The sequence below is a fragment of the Hyphomonas sp. genome, from assembly GCF_046313735.1.
Lineage (GTDB): Bacteria > Pseudomonadota > Alphaproteobacteria > Caulobacterales > Hyphomonadaceae > Hyphomonas.
Genome location: NZ_JBKBXW010000025.1, coordinates 23,395 through 38,525 on the forward strand (window position 1 = coordinate 23,395; position 15,131 = coordinate 38,525).

At 65.5% G+C, this 15,131-nt stretch carries 17 protein-coding genes; 4 read left to right on the forward strand and 13 right to left on the reverse strand.

Features of this window, described 5'->3' with window-relative positions; genetic code table 11:
- From ACK4SV_RS12715 to cysS, 4 genes are all read right to left on the reverse strand, one after another.
- The gene (locus ACK4SV_RS12715; protein WP_409918210.1) at positions 1-444 is read right to left on the reverse strand and encodes an iron-sulfur cluster assembly scaffold protein; all 444 of its coding nucleotides are present in this window, start codon (positions 442-444) and stop codon (positions 1-3) included.
- Between the two features lie 214 nt (positions 445-658).
- Complete coding sequence (locus ACK4SV_RS12720) at positions 659-1,279, reverse strand: exopolysaccharide biosynthesis protein (RefSeq protein ID WP_409918211.1); 621 nt, start codon at positions 1,277-1,279, stop codon at positions 659-661.
- Positions 1,276-1,845, reverse strand: a complete 570-nt coding sequence (locus ACK4SV_RS12725; RefSeq protein WP_409918212.1) for a histidine phosphatase family protein — start codon at positions 1,843-1,845, stop codon at positions 1,276-1,278. Before ACK4SV_RS12725 ends, ACK4SV_RS12720 begins: the two co-directional genes overlap by 4 nt.
- Positions 1,830-3,215, reverse strand: a complete 1,386-nt coding sequence (cysS, locus tag ACK4SV_RS12730; RefSeq protein WP_409918213.1) for a cysteine--tRNA ligase — start codon at positions 3,213-3,215, stop codon at positions 1,830-1,832. Before cysS ends, ACK4SV_RS12725 begins: the two co-directional genes overlap by 16 nt.
- Positions 3,216-3,551: 336 nt before the next feature.
- Here cysS and folE point away from each other — a divergent pair, with 336 nt between their 5' ends.
- On the forward strand, positions 3,552-4,166 hold the full coding sequence (gene folE, locus ACK4SV_RS12735; protein WP_409918246.1) for a GTP cyclohydrolase I FolE: 615 nt from the start codon (positions 3,552-3,554) through the stop codon (positions 4,164-4,166).
- An 84-nt stretch (positions 4,167-4,250) separates the two neighbouring features.
- Here the strand turns inward: folE and ACK4SV_RS12740 are convergent, their stop codons facing one another.
- The 6 genes from ACK4SV_RS12740 to ACK4SV_RS12765 all read right to left on the reverse strand — a co-directional run bounded on the left by ACK4SV_RS12740 (position 4,251) and on the right by ACK4SV_RS12765 (position 10,202).
- Positions 4,251-5,003: an alpha/beta hydrolase gene (locus ACK4SV_RS12740; RefSeq protein WP_409918214.1), complete on the reverse strand. Its 753-nt coding sequence runs from the start codon at positions 5,001-5,003 to the stop codon at positions 4,251-4,253.
- A 38-nt stretch (positions 5,004-5,041) separates the two neighbouring features.
- The gene (locus ACK4SV_RS12745) at positions 5,042-5,557 is read right to left on the reverse strand and encodes an RNA pyrophosphohydrolase (RefSeq protein WP_409918215.1); all 516 of its coding nucleotides are present in this window, start codon (positions 5,555-5,557) and stop codon (positions 5,042-5,044) included.
- A complete protein-coding gene (locus ACK4SV_RS12750; protein WP_409918216.1) occupies positions 5,554-6,876 on the reverse strand; it encodes a divergent polysaccharide deacetylase family protein in 1,323 nt (440 codons plus the stop codon). The genes ACK4SV_RS12745 and ACK4SV_RS12750 overlap by 4 nt, the downstream gene beginning before the upstream one ends.
- A gap of 123 nt (positions 6,877-6,999) precedes the next feature.
- Positions 7,000-8,343, reverse strand: a complete 1,344-nt coding sequence (locus ACK4SV_RS12755) for a S41 family peptidase (RefSeq protein ID WP_409918217.1) — start codon at positions 8,341-8,343, stop codon at positions 7,000-7,002.
- Positions 8,344-8,372: 29 nt separating this feature from the next.
- The gene (locus ACK4SV_RS12760) at positions 8,373-9,608 is read right to left on the reverse strand and encodes a murein hydrolase activator EnvC family protein (protein WP_409918218.1); all 1,236 of its coding nucleotides are present in this window, start codon (positions 9,606-9,608) and stop codon (positions 8,373-8,375) included.
- A 39-nt stretch (positions 9,609-9,647) separates the two neighbouring features.
- The gene (locus tag ACK4SV_RS12765) at positions 9,648-10,202 is read right to left on the reverse strand and encodes a hypothetical protein (protein ID WP_409918219.1); all 555 of its coding nucleotides are present in this window, start codon (positions 10,200-10,202) and stop codon (positions 9,648-9,650) included.
- A gap of 185 nt (positions 10,203-10,387) precedes the next feature.
- On the opposite strand from ACK4SV_RS12765, the gene ACK4SV_RS12770 reads away from it, so the two are divergent.
- On the forward strand, positions 10,388-10,669 hold the full coding sequence (locus ACK4SV_RS12770) for a PepSY domain-containing protein (protein ID WP_409918220.1): 282 nt from the start codon (positions 10,388-10,390) through the stop codon (positions 10,667-10,669).
- Positions 10,670-10,750: 81 nt separating this feature from the next.
- Here the strand turns inward: ACK4SV_RS12770 and mdh are convergent, their stop codons facing one another.
- Both mdh and ACK4SV_RS12780 read right to left on the reverse strand, forming a co-directional pair.
- Positions 10,751-11,713, reverse strand: a complete 963-nt coding sequence (mdh, locus tag ACK4SV_RS12775; protein WP_409918221.1) for a malate dehydrogenase — start codon at positions 11,711-11,713, stop codon at positions 10,751-10,753.
- 148 nt (positions 11,714-11,861) lie between these two features.
- Entirely contained in the window at positions 11,862-12,629 is a 768-nt protein-coding gene (locus ACK4SV_RS12780) for a Bax inhibitor-1 family protein (protein WP_409918222.1), read from the reverse strand.
- A gap of 401 nt (positions 12,630-13,030) precedes the next feature.
- On the opposite strand from ACK4SV_RS12780, the gene ACK4SV_RS12785 reads away from it, so the two are divergent.
- Positions 13,031-13,363 (forward strand): DUF2853 family protein, encoded by a 333-nt coding sequence (locus ACK4SV_RS12785; protein ID WP_409918223.1) that lies wholly within the window; start codon positions 13,031-13,033, stop codon positions 13,361-13,363.
- Positions 13,364-13,435: 72 nt separating this feature from the next.
- Positions 13,436-13,990 (forward strand): RNA 2',3'-cyclic phosphodiesterase, encoded by a 555-nt coding sequence (thpR, locus tag ACK4SV_RS12790; protein WP_409918224.1) that lies wholly within the window; start codon positions 13,436-13,438, stop codon positions 13,988-13,990.
- 353 nt (positions 13,991-14,343) lie between these two features.
- On the opposite strand, the gene ACK4SV_RS12795 is transcribed toward thpR, so the two are convergent.
- Positions 14,344-15,126, reverse strand: coding sequence for a tyrosine-type recombinase/integrase (locus ACK4SV_RS12795; RefSeq protein WP_409918225.1), 783 nt, complete (start codon positions 15,124-15,126; stop codon positions 14,344-14,346).
- Between the last annotated feature and the right edge of the window lie 5 nt (positions 15,127-15,131).

A 15,131-nucleotide genomic window follows, 5' to 3' on the forward strand; every position in this document is an offset into this window, starting at 1 on the left:
CTAAACCGCTGCCCGCGCTGCCAACGCCGTATCAATCGCCGCCACCGCCGCCTCGAAGGCCAGCAGCGTCGAGGCGTGACGGGGGGGATAGTCGGCGACGGGCTCGAGGTGGCGCAGTTCCCAGAAGCGGCCTTCGGGCGGGGCCCCACCCTCTTTCAGCATGGCGCGCAGGCCGCTGAGCGCGGCGCGGATTTCCTCAACACTGGCGCCGATGGCGTTGGCGGCGAGGATGGAGGTGGACGCCTGGCCCAGCGCGCACGCCTTGGGATCGACCGCGATGGCGGCGACATGCTCGCCTGCCGCGTCGAGCGCCAGCGAGACATGCACCGTGGAACCGCACACGCGGGAGACTTTCAGCGCCTCGCCCTCGGCCTCTGCCAGGCGCCCGACATGCGGAATGCCGGCGGCAAGTTCGAGGATGCGGTTGTGATAAAGCTCGCTCATGCCGCCTAGATGGCCCGCGCGAAGACAGGCGGCAAGGCCCGGAAAAAAGAGGCCACCCAGCCTGGCCGGAGCCGCGACCGGATGGCCCGAATGATGAGAGGTGTCGAAATGGGGCAAGCGCCCACGCCCTCCCCCGTGCGATACACCTACCGCTGCGTCAACTTACAATTCGGAGAAAGATTTGTGACCGCCCGGCCTGCGCCTCCGCCAGGTCTCAAAACGGCCAGAGCGCAGCCAGACGCGGCAGGATGCGGATAACCACCAGCAGGCCTCCGGTAAACGCTGCCATGGCGAGCAGCAGCACCACCCCATCCCGCGCTGTCAGGGCGAGGCCGAAGAGCAGGATCGTCAGCCCCGGCAGGAAGGGCGCCAGCGGCACGAAGCTGAGCGGATAGGTGATCAGCGCCGCCATTACGCAGAGCAGCGCGACCAGCTGGATGAACGGCGCCTCGGTCAGAAAGGTCAGGCGCGGCTTCACCAGCGCGTCCAGCATGTGCGCATAACGCTCGGCGACCACCGCGCCGCGCACGAGGATGTCGCGCCGGAAGCGGAAGTCGAGAATGCGGCGCGGCAGCCAGGGGTGGGGCAGTCCTGCCACCACCTGCAGCGCGAAGATCAGGGTCAGCGTGGCAAACACGATCGTCGCGCCGGGAATGGCGGCAATCGGGCTGATCGAGATGAAGCCGATCAGCAGCAAGACCGGCCCGTGCGCCCGCCGCCCGACAGCGTGCATCAGCTCCTCGAAGCTGACATCCTGCCCCTCGGTGTTGAGGATCAGGGATCGCATCAGCGTGCGCAGGCTGGTGACGGGTGTTCGCGTGCCGCGCCGGTTCATGGCGCCGCCCCGGCTGAAGCAAGCGAAGGCGCGCCATAGCGCTCGATCCGGGAGCCGATGGCTCCGGCCTGATCCAGGCTGATCACATAGAGGCGGTCAAATTCCCAACCGTCTTCAATTGGCGCGCCGGGATCGGCGCCGAGCTGGCCTGCCAGCTGGCCGGTCGTGTTCGAATGGCCGATCACCAGATGCACCCCGGCGATGCCTTCCAGCTGCCGGGCGAAGGCGCCGAGGTCTGAAGCGTCATAGGTCTGCATGCCAAGGCCCAGCGCCCCGGCGAGCGGACGGGCGGTCTCCTGCGTGCGGCGGGTGGCGGTGGACCAGATATGGGTCACGCCCTCCCCTTCCAGCCGCTCTGCCAGGGCAGCGGCGCGCGCCGCGCCAGCTGCGGTCAGGCCAGGATCATTGCCGGTGTCCTTCTCTGCATGGCGCACCAGGAAAAAGCGCGCCGGCGGCTCTGCCACGGGCTGCTGTTCCGCCTCGCGTGCCGGGCCGGCGGCGCACGCCGCCAGCACCGCCGCACACAGGGCGGCCAGGAGGCCCCGCCGGTTCAGATGCGCCGCCATGTGCTGCCGCCGGGGCCGTCCATGATCTCGACGCCCTCCTCGGCGAGCGCCTTGCGGATGCGGTCCGCCTCGGCCCAGTCCTTTGCCGCGCGGGCATCTACTCGCGCCTGGACGAGGGCGTCGATGCGGGCGTTCTCGTCGGAATTGCCGCCCTGCTCCCATTCCTTCGGCGTCAGGGTCAGCAGGCCCAGCAGCTTGCCGGCGGCCAGCAGGTCCGCGCGGGTCGCCTTCATCATCTCCGTATCCTTCTGGTCGGCGGCGGTGTTGGCAGCTGACGCAATCGCCGAGAGCGCAGCGAGCGCCTCGGGCGTGTTGAGATCATCCTCCAGCGCCTCATGCACGCCCCGATAGGTCGCGCGACCGCCTTCGGCCTCCCAGACGCGGCGGAGCGCGCCATAGATCCGGTCGAGCGTCGCCTTGGCCTGTTTCAGGAGGTCCTCGGTCCAGTCGAGCTGCGCGCGGTAATGCGCTGTCAGCAGCGCAAAGCGGAGCACCTCGCCCGGCCAGTCCTTCAGCAGGTCGTGCACGGTGACGATATTGCCGAGCGATTTCGACATCTTCTCCCCGCCCATGTCGAGGAAGCCATTATGCATCCAGTAGCGCGCGAGCTCCTGCCCGTGCGCGCATTCGGACTGGGCGATCTCGTTCTCATGGTGGGGGAAGACGAGGTCGATGCCGCCGCCATGGATGTCGATGGTCCGGCCGAGGTGCTTCTCGGCCATGGCGGAGCATTCGATATGCCAGCCCGGCCGGCCGCGGCCCCAAGGGCTGTCCCAGATCGCGTCTTCCGGCTCGCCGGGCTTGGCAAACTTCCACAGCGCAAAGTCTGCCGGGTCACGCTTGTCGGGCTCAACCGCGACGCGGGCGCCGGCTTCATTGTCTTCCGGTTTGCGGCCAGACAGCCGGCCATAGTCCGGCATCGAGGGCACGGAGAACCACACCCCTGTCTCGCCGACATAGGCGTACTGTTTGCGCACCAGCTTCTCGATAATGGCGATCATCTCAGGCACATGTGCCGTCGCCCAGGGCTCGATGCTGGGCGGGATGACGTTCAGGGCCGCGACATCGGCATTGTAGATGGCGGCGTATTTCTGCGTGATCTCGGCAATCGGCACGCCGGTTTCCAGCGCGGCGGCGATGATCTTGTCCTCGATGTCCGTGATGTTGCGGGCATAGACGACCGCGCCTTCGCCATACCGCGCCATCAGGAGGCGGCGCAGCACATCGAAGACCACCGGCGGGCGGGCATTGCCGATATGGGCATGGTTATAGACGGTCGGGCCGCAGACATAGAGGGTGATCCGGGCCGGGTCCTGGGGCTCGAAAACGCGCTTCTTGCGCGCAGCGGTATCGTAAATGCGGAGGGTCATGTCGTCTCTTGGAAAGGGGCCGGACTGTGTGTGCCGCGCCGGCGCAGCTGCGCCAGGGCTGTCTCTTGCTGCCGCTCAGCGGCAACAGCAACAGGGACAGGGGCGGGGCATCCGGCGCGGGGACATGCGCGCGGCCATACCCCTTGCCGCAACGAAACGCAACTTTTCCCTCATCCACTCCCCTCGCGTCACCGTAGAAACGGCTAGCATAACGGCAGAGCGCCACTTATGTTCCCCAGATCGCCCTGAGGGTAGCAACTCCGGGCGGGCGTTAAGTCCGTGCCATGATGGCCCCGGCTCGACCCCCGTCCCTCAGTGAAGGACTAAACTATGGCAATGGACGCCGTGACTCCCAAGAATGATATCGCACGCCACGACCCGGTCGTGCGCCCGACGCAGGAAGAGGCGGAAGCCGCTGTCCGCACCCTGATCGCCTGGGCCGGCGACGACCCGATGCGCGAAGGCCTGATCGACACGCCGAAGCGCGTCGTCAATGCCTACAAGGAATGGTTCCAGGGCTATGACGAAGACCCGGTGAAATATCTCAGCCGCACCTTCGAGGATGTGCAGGGCTATGACGACATCGTCATCATGCGCAATATCGAGGTGGAGAGCCATTGCGAGCACCATATCGCGCCGTTCCGGGGCAAGGCGTTCGTCGCCTACATGCCGTCAGAGGCCGTCGTCGGCATCTCGAAACTCGCCCGCGTCGTCGAGATCTTCGCCAAGCGTCTGCAGACGCAGGAAACGATGACCGCACAGATCTGCGACGCGATCACCGAAAGCCTCGCCCCGATGGGTACAGCCGTCTTCATCGAAGCCGAGCATCAGTGCATGTCGACACGCGGCGTCCACCACCGCCACGTTACCACCGTGACGACGCAGTTCACCGGCGTGTTCAAATCCGACGCTGACCTGCGTAACCGCTTCCTGAAGATGTGTGAAAAATAATCTGCCACGCAGCCAGGCTCGCGCCGCAGCAAAATTCAAGCGCCCCGCCCTCACCGGCGGGGCGTTTTCTTGTCTGAGACGGTCTCAACGCTTCAGCCAGGCGGCGATGTCTGCCACCACCTTGTCCGTACCCGGTTCATCGACGATCCAGTGGGCGTTGTCCGGATATTCGAGGAAGTCGCCGGGGACAGGCGCCCGGGCATATTTCTCGCCGACCTTGCGGACGGCCTTTGCCAGTGTCGCGCGGTCCTGCGTTGCGGCAATCGTCAGGGTCGGTATTGTGATGCGCGCCTCATCGACCTCAACCCCGTCCGCGAGGTCGCCATACACCCGGCCGGAATCATAGACCGCGCCGGCATAGATCGCCTCATGGCGATCCTTAGGCACACAATTCAGCACGCCGTAGCTGAAGCCCGTTTTCCATATCTTGTAGGGTTTCTTCCGGTCCCGGCTGATGATGATGTTGAAGAACGCCCAGGCGACCGACAGTCCGATCACGGAGCACTCCTTCGGCTGGGCCGGCGTCAGGAACACCGCTTTGGAGACCTCGCCCGCCTCGGCCAGTTTCTGCGCGATCAGCCCGCCCATCGAATGCCCGATCACTGCAGGCTTTTCGCCTGTCTCTGCCGCGACCCGGCGCGCCTCCGCCTGCATCGCGGCGATGTAATCGGCCAGGCCAAGCTCCGGCAGGCTCGGGGGCGGGTTGTGCTGCACCCGCTGGTCCGGGAACAGCGTCGGCGCATGGCAGGTCCAGCCCGATGCCTCGAACAGCGGTTTCATCCTGTCCCAGGCCGAGCCGTCACAGCCGACCCCGTGGATCATCAGGAGATGCCCCATACCCCTTCCCTCCTTGCGCGCGGGCCGATGCTCCGCGCTCAGCCCTGCGGCACCTTGCCCGGCAGCACCGGTTCCGTCCAGCGCCGGAAACGGATGGCCACTTCCAGATATACAGGCCGCTTGAACGGCACGATCAGCTCCGGTGTCTCGTCCAGCGGGGCCCAGCGCCAGGCGTCGAATTCCGGCGTGTGCCGGTCGAGGCGCACATCGCTGTCAGAGCCCTTGAACCGGAAGGCGAACCATTTCTGACGCTGGCCCAGATATGGTCCCTGCATCCGTTTCTTCAGGTCGGGCGGGAAATCATAATACAGCCAGTCGGACGTCTCTTCGAGCACATCGACGAGCTTCTCGGGCACGCCGATTTCCTCCTCCAGCTCGCGCAGGGCCCCGGTCGCCGGGTCTTCGCCGGGATCGACCCCGCCCTGCGGCATCTGCCACTGGAAGGGCCCGCGGCCATTGATGCGGCGGCCAATGAAGACATGGCCCGCCTTGGAGAACAGGGCGAGGCCAACATTGGCGCGGTACAGGTTCGGATCGGGTTTGGGCTGGGTCACCCGCCGGAATTTACCCCACTGCCGCGCAGGCTGCCAGTGCGCAGCTCGCGCCCCTGTGCCACAGGCGCTGGCTGGGCCGGCGCGCGCGGCAACAGGGCCGAGGCGGGAGCGAGGATCAGCCCCTTCTCGGGCAGCTGCTCGATCCAGTTGCTGGCAGTCTCGATCGTCACCGGGAAGGCGAAGGCCGCGCCGAGCGCTGCGCCGTGCTGCAGCGCCAGCATCTCAAGTTCCATCAGCTCGCCGGCGATGTCCTGCTGCGTCTGGCGCGTATCGATCGCGCCGCTCGCGCGCACATAGCGCAGGCCGTGCGTCGAGGCTGCCCGGGCGAAAGCCGCCGTCTCCAGAGTGCCATCATCAATGAAGGCAAGCTGGCGTTCGGCGAGCGTCCGGAAGACCGGCTCAACGGCAGCCGGGTCAGCAGCGAACTTTGCGCCCTGATAATTGATGACGCCGTAATAGCCGCGCGCCCGGCCGAGCACCTGGTTCAGGCGCTGCAGGTTTGCCTGGGGCGCTGCGTCAGCCATCAGCGTATCGCGGCGCATTCCCAGCCGGTCATAGGCCTGCGCCTCCATCGGCACTTCGATCAGCACTTCATGGCCCGCCTCGCGGGCGAGACGGATCCAGTAGTCCAGCCGGTTCGCATCCGGGGCAAAGGACAGGGTGACGTCCGGGGGCAGGGTCTCGATGGCCAGAAGGGTCTGGGTGGCATTGATGCCGAGGCCGCCGATGACCAGCGACACGACCGGGCGGCCCTCGGGATTGGAGAAGGGCCGGGCATAGAGATCAGCCGGCGACCGGCCAGTGGGCTCGGGCGCCCGCACAGCGGCACTGACCGCCTGGGCCGGCGGCGCGGCAGGCCCGCCCACCGGCGCCCCGCGAACCTCGCCGAAGGACTGGCCCGGCTGCACCATCCGGCCATTGATGCGCACACCGGTCTCGCGGAATTGGGGCGCAGGTCCGCCCTGCCCGCCGGTCACATCAATGCGCAGGCCCTCGCCCTCAAGATTGGTGTAGGTCAGCGCGAACCCTTCTTCCGCGCCAGCCTCATAGGCGGCGGCCACAAGCTCGGCACCGCCGTCCGCATCCGGGTCCATCTGCCGGGCATAGGAATAGGCTGACGTATCGGCATAGGCATAGGCCGTCTCGGACGGGCCGAACAGGGCAATTGTCTTGCGCGGGCTGGCCGTTGCCGGATCACCGGTCAGGTGGACGCCGAGCCCGAAACAGGCCGCAAGACCGCCGAAGACCGTGAGGCTGAAGCCTGCATGGACGAGGCCAGTGCGCAGCGGGGACGGCTCGGACTCACGCCGATAACGCATGGAACACCCTGATCACCTGTTCTTCGGAAAAGACAGGGATCAGAATCGCCCGCGAGGGTTAACAGCTGGCAAACGGAGTGTTGACGCCGCCGCGTCAATTGTACGTTTCAGCAGTGGAATTCGTTAACCGGCATTATCCCGACGCATGGCGATCCGCGACAGGGCCGCCTGGCCCTCCTTCAGGACGGCCAGCGCCCGCTCCAGCTGGAAGTCCGTGCCCTCATAATCTTCAGGCGGCTGTTCATCCGGCATCCGGCTGCCATTACGCTGTTCGCCGTTTTCGTTCTGCATCGCGTGTGGCAGGTCAGCCTCTGAGAAGCGGCGGATGCGGGCGAGCTCTTCTTCCGTCAGGCGCACCTGCGTGACCATCAGGTCCGGCTCGATGCCGAGGGCCTGGATCGAGCGGCCGGCGGGGGTGTAGTAGCGCGCCGTGGTCAGCCGGATGGCGCCCCGGTCTGCGCCGAGCGGGATCACCGACTGGACCGAACCCTTGCCGAAGCTGGTCGTGCCGATGACGAGTGCCCGGCCACGGTCCTGCAGCGCGCCAGCCACGATCTCCGAGGCCGAGGCCGAACCGCCATTGATCAGCACGACAATCGGTACGTCCTTGAATACTTCGGCGCGGCTGGCATTGCGGCGCTCGACATCAATCGGGCGGCGGCCCTGGGTCGAGACGACCTCCCCGCCCGACAGGAAGAAATCTGCGACCTTGACCGCCTCATCGAGCAGTCCGCCGCCATTGTTGCGCAGGTCCAGAACCAGGCCGCGCGGGCGCGGGCCGATCTCGCGGCCAATCGCGCTCAGTGCGTCCTCGAGCAGAGCCCCGGTACGCTCATTGAAGGTCGACACCCGGATATAGGCGATATTGTCATCTTCCTTCCGCCAGCTGACGATTCTCGGCCGGATGACCTCGCGCACCAGCGTGACCTGGAAGGGGTCCGATCCCTCGCGCAGGATCGTCAGTTCGATCGGCGTGCCTTTCTCGCCGCGCATCTCGCGCACGGCATCGTTCAGCGTCTGACCTAGGATCGCGCGGCCATTGATGGCGGTGATATAGTCGCCTGGCTGGATGCCGGCGCGGTCAGCGGGCGTATCATCCATCGGCGAGATCACCTTGACGAAGCCATCCTCCATCGTGACCTCGATGCCGAGCCCGCCATACTCCCCGGAGGTCGCAACCTGCAGCGAGCGGAAGTCCTCGGGGTCCAGATAGCCGGAATGCGGATCGAGCGAGGTCAGCATCCCATTGATGGCCGCCGACATGGCTTCGCGCTCATCAATCGGCACGACGTAGTCACGCTGCGCCCGGGCAAAGATTTCGGCGAACAGCTCGATCTGCTGATAGGTGATCGCGCGCGGATCGGACGGCGTGCTGCGTTGCTCCTGCGGCCAGGCGAAAGCCGCAAACCCGACCAGAACCGCCCCCAGCACCCCGCCAATGGCCGTCCCTGTCAGCAATGGACGCATGTTCCACTCCATCCTAAACCTCTTGGCGGTCATCCGCCCCGAGCCATCCACTCTGCCGGATTAAGCACCCGGTCGCCAAGCCTTAATTCCAGAGTGAGTTCAGGCGGCGGATCAGCGCGATCCGGCATCCGCCCGACCGGTTCTCCGGCGGTGACAGCCTGGCCTTCGGATACGTAGATCCGGCTCATGCCCGTAAGAATAACATGATATCCGTCACTTGTACGCAGAATCAGCATCGATCCATAGCTGCGAAACGGGCGTGCATACTCAACCGTTCCGCCCACCGGCGCGATGACCTGGGCCTCGGCCCGGGTCGTGAAACTGACCCATTGCGCCGTTCCGCCGCCGGACAGCCGGTCGCCAAACCGGTGCAGCAAATTCCCGGCGGCCGGCTGCTGCAGCCCGCCAAGGGCCGACCGGCCAAGCGGGCGCGCGGCCACCGCAGCGGATGATCCCGCCGCCGGCGGCGAAGCGGCAGACGGGCGCGTCGCGGGAGCTGCCGGGCGCAGCGCGGCAAGCTGGGGCCGCGCGGCCGGTTTCATGCCCGGCGCGGACGGCGCGTTCGATTGCAGCGCGGCCAGCAGGTCGCGCAGCGTATCGGCCTCGCGGCCCAGCCGGTCAGCGCGGGCCCTGAGCGCGGCCAGATCGCCTGACACGCCCTCCGCCTGGCTGCGCTTGACGGCGGCCAGCTGCTCGATCTCCTCACGCTTCAGCGCCAGCGTTGCCTCGGCCGCATCGAGGCGCGCCTGCTCGCCCCTCACCTGCTGCTCCAGCCGCTGCAGGTTCTCGATATCGGCGGCAATCGCGGCCGCCCGCGCCTCAAGCTGGGGCAGCGTCGTGCGCATCAGGACCGCGCGGCGGATCGCCGTGCCAGACTGGCCTGGGGACACCACCAGCGCGGGCGGGCGCCGCCGGTTGGCGGCTGCGAGCGCGGCGATCAGGTCCTCATACGCCGCCTCGCTGGCCAGCAGGTCCTCCGCCGCCTTGCGCTGCCGCATCCCGAGGTCAATCAGCGCGCGCTCGGCAGACGCGGCCTGTTCCTCGCGGCGGCGTGCCTCCATCGCGGCTGACAGCAGCTGCTGGTCCAGCGTGCGCAGGTCGCGCACCGTCTCCTCCCCTGCTGACTGCAAGCGTTCGAGTTCGCGCAGCGCGCTGCGCCGTTCGGCGTCCAGCGCATCGAGGTCAGCGCGCGTGAATGTGTCCGGCGCCGCCGCCGTCAGGGCGAGCGCCAGCATGGACACGGCAAGCGGGCGGAAGAGACGCATTGCGCCATCATGATCCGGCAGGCGTCACTTTGGCGTTAATCATGAACCGCCTTGCGCCAGCCCCGTCTCGAGCCGACGGATCACATCTGCCAGCAGGGCGCGCATGACCCCATGCGGGCGCGGATCGAACGCCGGATGACGGATCAGCAGATGACCGGTTAACCGCACCGCCGGGCGGGCGAGGGCTGCAGGGTCTGCCGGCAGATCAAATGCCAGACCGTGCACCGCCGCATTGCGCAGGCGCGCCAGCGCGTCCAGCCGCTCCAGCGTGCCTGCGCTGATATCCGGGCGTTCGGGCGGCTGCAGGTAATCCGGCCCCCGCGCCCGGCGCAGCAGCAGTGCCAGCGGCGCCGCCCGGTCTGGCTGGCCCGGCACCAGCACCGCCTGCGGGTCAGCCGTCTCGTATCCCGAGAGCGCCGCAATCAGCGCGGCCTGGAGCGCACTGATCAGCCCCAACGCCACCCAGCGCCACCGCGCCGGGTCCTCGCCGGTGGCGGCGAGTTCGCGCTCCGCCAGTTTCAGCGCCTCATGCGCAGCGTCCAGCGCATCGCGGATGCGCAACTGCCGATCTTCCGGGAACAAAGGCGCGCTCATCCCGTTAGGGATTTCAGGAGCCAGACAATAGATCAAGCCGGCAGATCAAGAGGGGCTTGAACCTGAAGGGCGTGTTCAGCCGGAGTTCACCGCCCGGCCCGGACAAGGCTTGCACCTGTCCCCGGAGACGGTTCGCTGCCTGGCGGGCCGCAGAAGAGACAACAGAAACTGAAGGAACTGACCCCATGAAATCCATGCTCGCAGCCTCCCTCGCGGCCATCATGCTGGCCGCCCCGGCCTCTCTGGCGCTCGCTGATGACGATTATCGCAGCTCGAACATCAGCAAGGCCGAGGCGCTGGAAATCGCGGAAGCGCGCGGGATGGTCCGCCTTGATGAGATCGAACTCGATGATGGCGAATGGGAAGTCGAAGGCTGCACCGCTGAGGGCTATGAAATCGAGATTGACATCAATGCCCGCACCGGCGACGTCGTGAAACTCGAAATCGACCGCGACGACCGCTGCTGATCGAAGGCCTCAGCGTCTGAAACGCAAAAGGCGGACGCACCAAACGTCCGCCTTTTTCGTGTCCGCACGAAAGCGGAAAGCCTAAACCAGCGACGGGTCGATGCCCTTGCAAGCCTCGATCAGGCCGTTCACCGAGGCGACGGATTTGTCGAACATGGCCTTTTCCTCGGCATTGAAATCGAACTCGACGATCTTTTCCGCGCCATTTGCGCCGATCAGCGTCGGGACGCCGACATACATGTCCTTCAGGCCGTACTCGCCCGAGCAATAGGCGGCCACGGGGAGCACGCGCTTCTGGTCGGCGAGGTAGGATTTGGCCATCGCAATGGCGCTCTCCGCCGGGGCGTAATAGGCCGAGCCGGTCTTCAGCAGGTTCACGATCTCGCCGCCGCCCTTGCGGGTGCGCTCGACGATGGCATCCAGCTCTGCCTGGCTCATCCAGCCCTGCTTGACGAGCTCGGTCAACGGCAGGCCGCCAACGGTGGAGTGGCGCACCATCGGCACCATGTCGTCGCCATGCCCGCCCAGCGTCCAGGCGTGGATGTCGGCCACCGACACGCCGGTCTTCTCCGACAGGAAGTAGGCAAAGCGCGAGGAGTCCAGCACGCCCGCCATGCCAACGACTTTCGCGGTCGGCAGACCGGAGAATTTCTGCAGCGCCCAGACCATCGCATCGAGCGGGTTGGTGATGCAGATGACAAAGGCGTTCGGAGCGTGGGCCTTGATGCCCTCGCCCACGGCCTTCATGACCTTGAGGTTGATGCCGAGCAGGTCATCGCGGCTCATGCCCGGCTTGCGCGGCACGCCGGCGGTGACGATGCAGACATCCGCGCCGGCGATGCCGGCATAGTCGTTGACGCCTTTCAGGTCGACCGAGGCACCATAAACAGGCGTCGATTCGGCAATGTCGAGGCCTTTGCCCTGAGGCAGGCCTTCGGCGATGTCGAACAGGATCACATCGCCGAGTTCCTCCCGGGCGCTGATATGGGCGAGTGTGCCGCCGATCATGCCGGAGCCGATAAGGGCGATCTTGTTGCGGGCCATGGGATTCTCCTGAAGACAATGGACGCGGAAACGGTTGCGCCGGACCCCTAGCCGAGGCGGTTGCCGGTTGCAATGCGGCCAAAATGTGAAACGCCCCGCGAGGCTGGCTCGCGGGGCGTTTGCAGGTCTGGGAGGTGTCCCCTCCTGATCAGTCGCGCGAGAGCAGCGACATCAGGATGGTGAACATGTTGTAGAACATGATGAAGAAGTTGAGGGCGCCCCAGTTCGTCATCACGGCCAGCGAACGCTGGTTGCCTTCATGGGCGAAGTAGCCCTCTTTCAGCTCCTGCGTCTGGAAAGCCACCAGCACGCCCGAGATTCCGAGCACGCCGATCTGCACGATCAGCTCGAACATGCCCGAAGGCGGGAAGAGCAGGCTCAGCAGCGACAGGCCGACGACACCCCACAGCGCGAAGACGGCGATGATGCCTATCGGGCGCAGGTTCGTCTTGGTCGTGTAGCCGAACAGGCTCAGCGCACCGAAGGCCGAAGCCGTCAGCAGGAAGGCCTTCGCCATCGTGTAGAAGGTCGGCGACAGGCCGGTGCCTGCGCGCGTCGCGCCGCTCATGCCGGCCGAGGCCATCGCGACCCAGATCGACAGACAGACGCCGAGCATCACGACCACCGCCCAGTAGACGATGCCCGTGCCCAGCGGAGACGGGTTCTTCATCAGGAAGGCCGAGCCGAGGATCAGCGCCAGCGGGCCGAACTGGAAAAGGTAGAACAGCGGCGTGCCGACCAGCACACCGAAAAGGGCGGGCGAAGAGCCCACCAGGAAGGCGATGCCGCCGGACAGCGCAATGCCAAGGGCCAGTTTCTGGTAGACCCCCAGCATGAACGAGCGAAGTCCGGCATTGATGGAGGTGTCCATCGAGCGGGCATCAACCGCACCGAAGCTCCGGTTGAATTCATTCATGGGTTCCAAGTCCTTTCATTGAACGCCGCGCCGCACCCGGCGCCGTTACCGCGGGAATATGGTGACATTGGCCCGCCTTCGCAAGGAAAACCGATCTTCTGTCCCACTGATTCGTCAGGCCCGCATCCTGTTACCAATACAGGCGAAAGACGGGCCGGGATGCACAACCGCAAGATGGCTGCCTCTACTGCTCAGTGTCAAATGAACGACACTTGCGACTCAGTATCGACACAAACTGGACAGTGATGCTCATCCTGCCGCAAATGAAGCAGGTGCAGCCATTTACATTTCATTGACACGCGATTGACCACCGATAAACCTTCCCTTGTGGAAGGAGTCCTTGAGGGGGGATCTTCTCAACCGCACCACGCCAGGAAAGTAGAACACGGAAGGGGATTATAATGGCGGATGCTTCTGCTTACGCTGAGAACATCAGGAAATACGCAAACGGCTACAATCAGGCCGCCGCCGAACGCATCGTCGGCCATCTGGGAATTGCCCTTCGCAATCGCGACAGCTCGCTGGTCGCCTGCTCGGATTCCGGCGAACTCGACCGGGTGCGGGAGAAATGGTGCCGGGGCAAGCTGGGCCTCGCCCACAAGCAGCAGGAACTCGACGAGGCGATCCAGGCGGTCTGTGACAAGATGAAGGATGAAGGCGGCCAGAAATCGCGCGTCACCTTCTATTATCTGCTGGCAGAGCATTTCGGAAAGCTCGAGGCCCTGGCCGGCTGAAGCCGGCTCGCCCTTCTGGAAAGACCGGCTGAGGCCGGTTCCCAGCCCCGGCAATCTGTGGTGAAGAGGCACATGCACCGCCTCTTCGCCGCCCTGCCCTTGCCGGACGACATTGCCGGCCAGCTCTCTGCCCTTCAGGACGACCTGCCCGGGGCCAGCTGGCGTCCGGAGGAAAACTTCCACATCACACTCTGCTTTTACGGCGGGCTGACCGGGGCCCAGGCCCGGGACCTTGATGAGCAGCTGGGCGAGATCAGCGCGCCCGCCTTCGATATTGTGCTGGAAGGCGCTGGCTGGTTTGGCCGCCGCGAGCCGACGGCCGTCTGGGCCCGCGTCCGAGAGAGCGACGAGCTGCGCGGCCTTGCCAGCGCCTGCGAGCGCGCAGCCCGCCGCCTCGGCCTCCCGCTGGAGCGGCGCCCCTACACGCCGCACATCACCCTGGCCTACCTGCACGGCACGCCGCTGGAGGCCGCCCGCCGCTGGACCGAAACCCACCACGCCGTCCGCGCCGGCCCCTTACCCGCCACCCACTTCCACCTCTACGAGAGCCGGCCCGGCCGCAAAGGCGGCCCCTCCCGGTACGAGGCGATGGCGGATTATCCACTGCAGGCCGCGTTCATCGGATGATAAGGCTCAGACGAGCGGTATGGTGCCCTGGCCGGACTCGAGGCTCCCGCAAGCACCTGTTCTGTAATGGAAAAATCAGACCTCTGAGTCTGGGCCATCAAATATGCCAACAATATTTTATCGTTATTCGTGACCCAGCCCCCTGATCCGAGCCGTTCAATTGGAGGCAGAGCACAATTCTGATCCGATTGGCTCACTCGTGGTGCGCTAGTATTGCAAATCTCAAACCGATCAGTTTGCTGTCTATCGGCAGAAGAATGAAGAGGTCCGGCTCGACGGGTGGCAAGCACAATCGAAATCGGATCGCTCCCGAAATCAAGGCCAGACCCAAATTAGCGCTGCGCCGGTCCACCTCACCTCCCCCGCGCCATCGTCAGCACTTCATCCGCCCACCAATCAGCCATCTTCACCCGCTCCTCCCAGTAGAGTGCCCGGTGATAGATCCGCCGGACCTGATTGGTGTCGGCATGCGCCAGCTCGGCCTCGATCGCATCGGGATTCCAGAGACCGCTTTCATTCAGGAGAGTCGAGGCGCTCGACCTGAAGCCATGTGACGTCATTTCTTCCCTCGTGAAGCTCATACGGCGTAAGGCCTGGTTCATTGTGTTTTCGCTGATCGACCGGTCCTTCCCGGTCAGGGATGGAAACACCCTAACGCGGCTGCCAGTCTGCGACCGCAGGTCCTTGAGAATTGCGATGACCGGTTCCGCGAGCGGTTTATGGTGCGGCCGGCGCATCTTCATCCGCTCTTCCGGGAGCGTCCAGACCCGCTTCTCGAAGTCAAACTCATTCCAGTGCGCCAGCCGCAGCTCTCCGGGCCGGGTGTAGAGCATGGCCATTAGCTTCAGCGCCGAGCGCGTAATTTCTGACCCCGCCTCATAGGTCCAGATCACCTGTAGCAGCCTCGCGAAATCCTCCCGCTTTGTCAGCGCCGCCATGTGCTGGACCTTGGGCGTGATTAGGGCGTCCCTCAGCGCAAAAGTGGGATCATGGTCGGCGCGCGCGGTGGCGACGGCATAACGGAACACCTGCCCTATGGAAGAGCGCATGCGGCGGGCGGTTTCGTAGTTCCCGCGCGCTTCCTGCCTGCGGAGCGGCACGAGAATGTCCACCGGCTTGATCTCGGTTATTGGCATGTCGC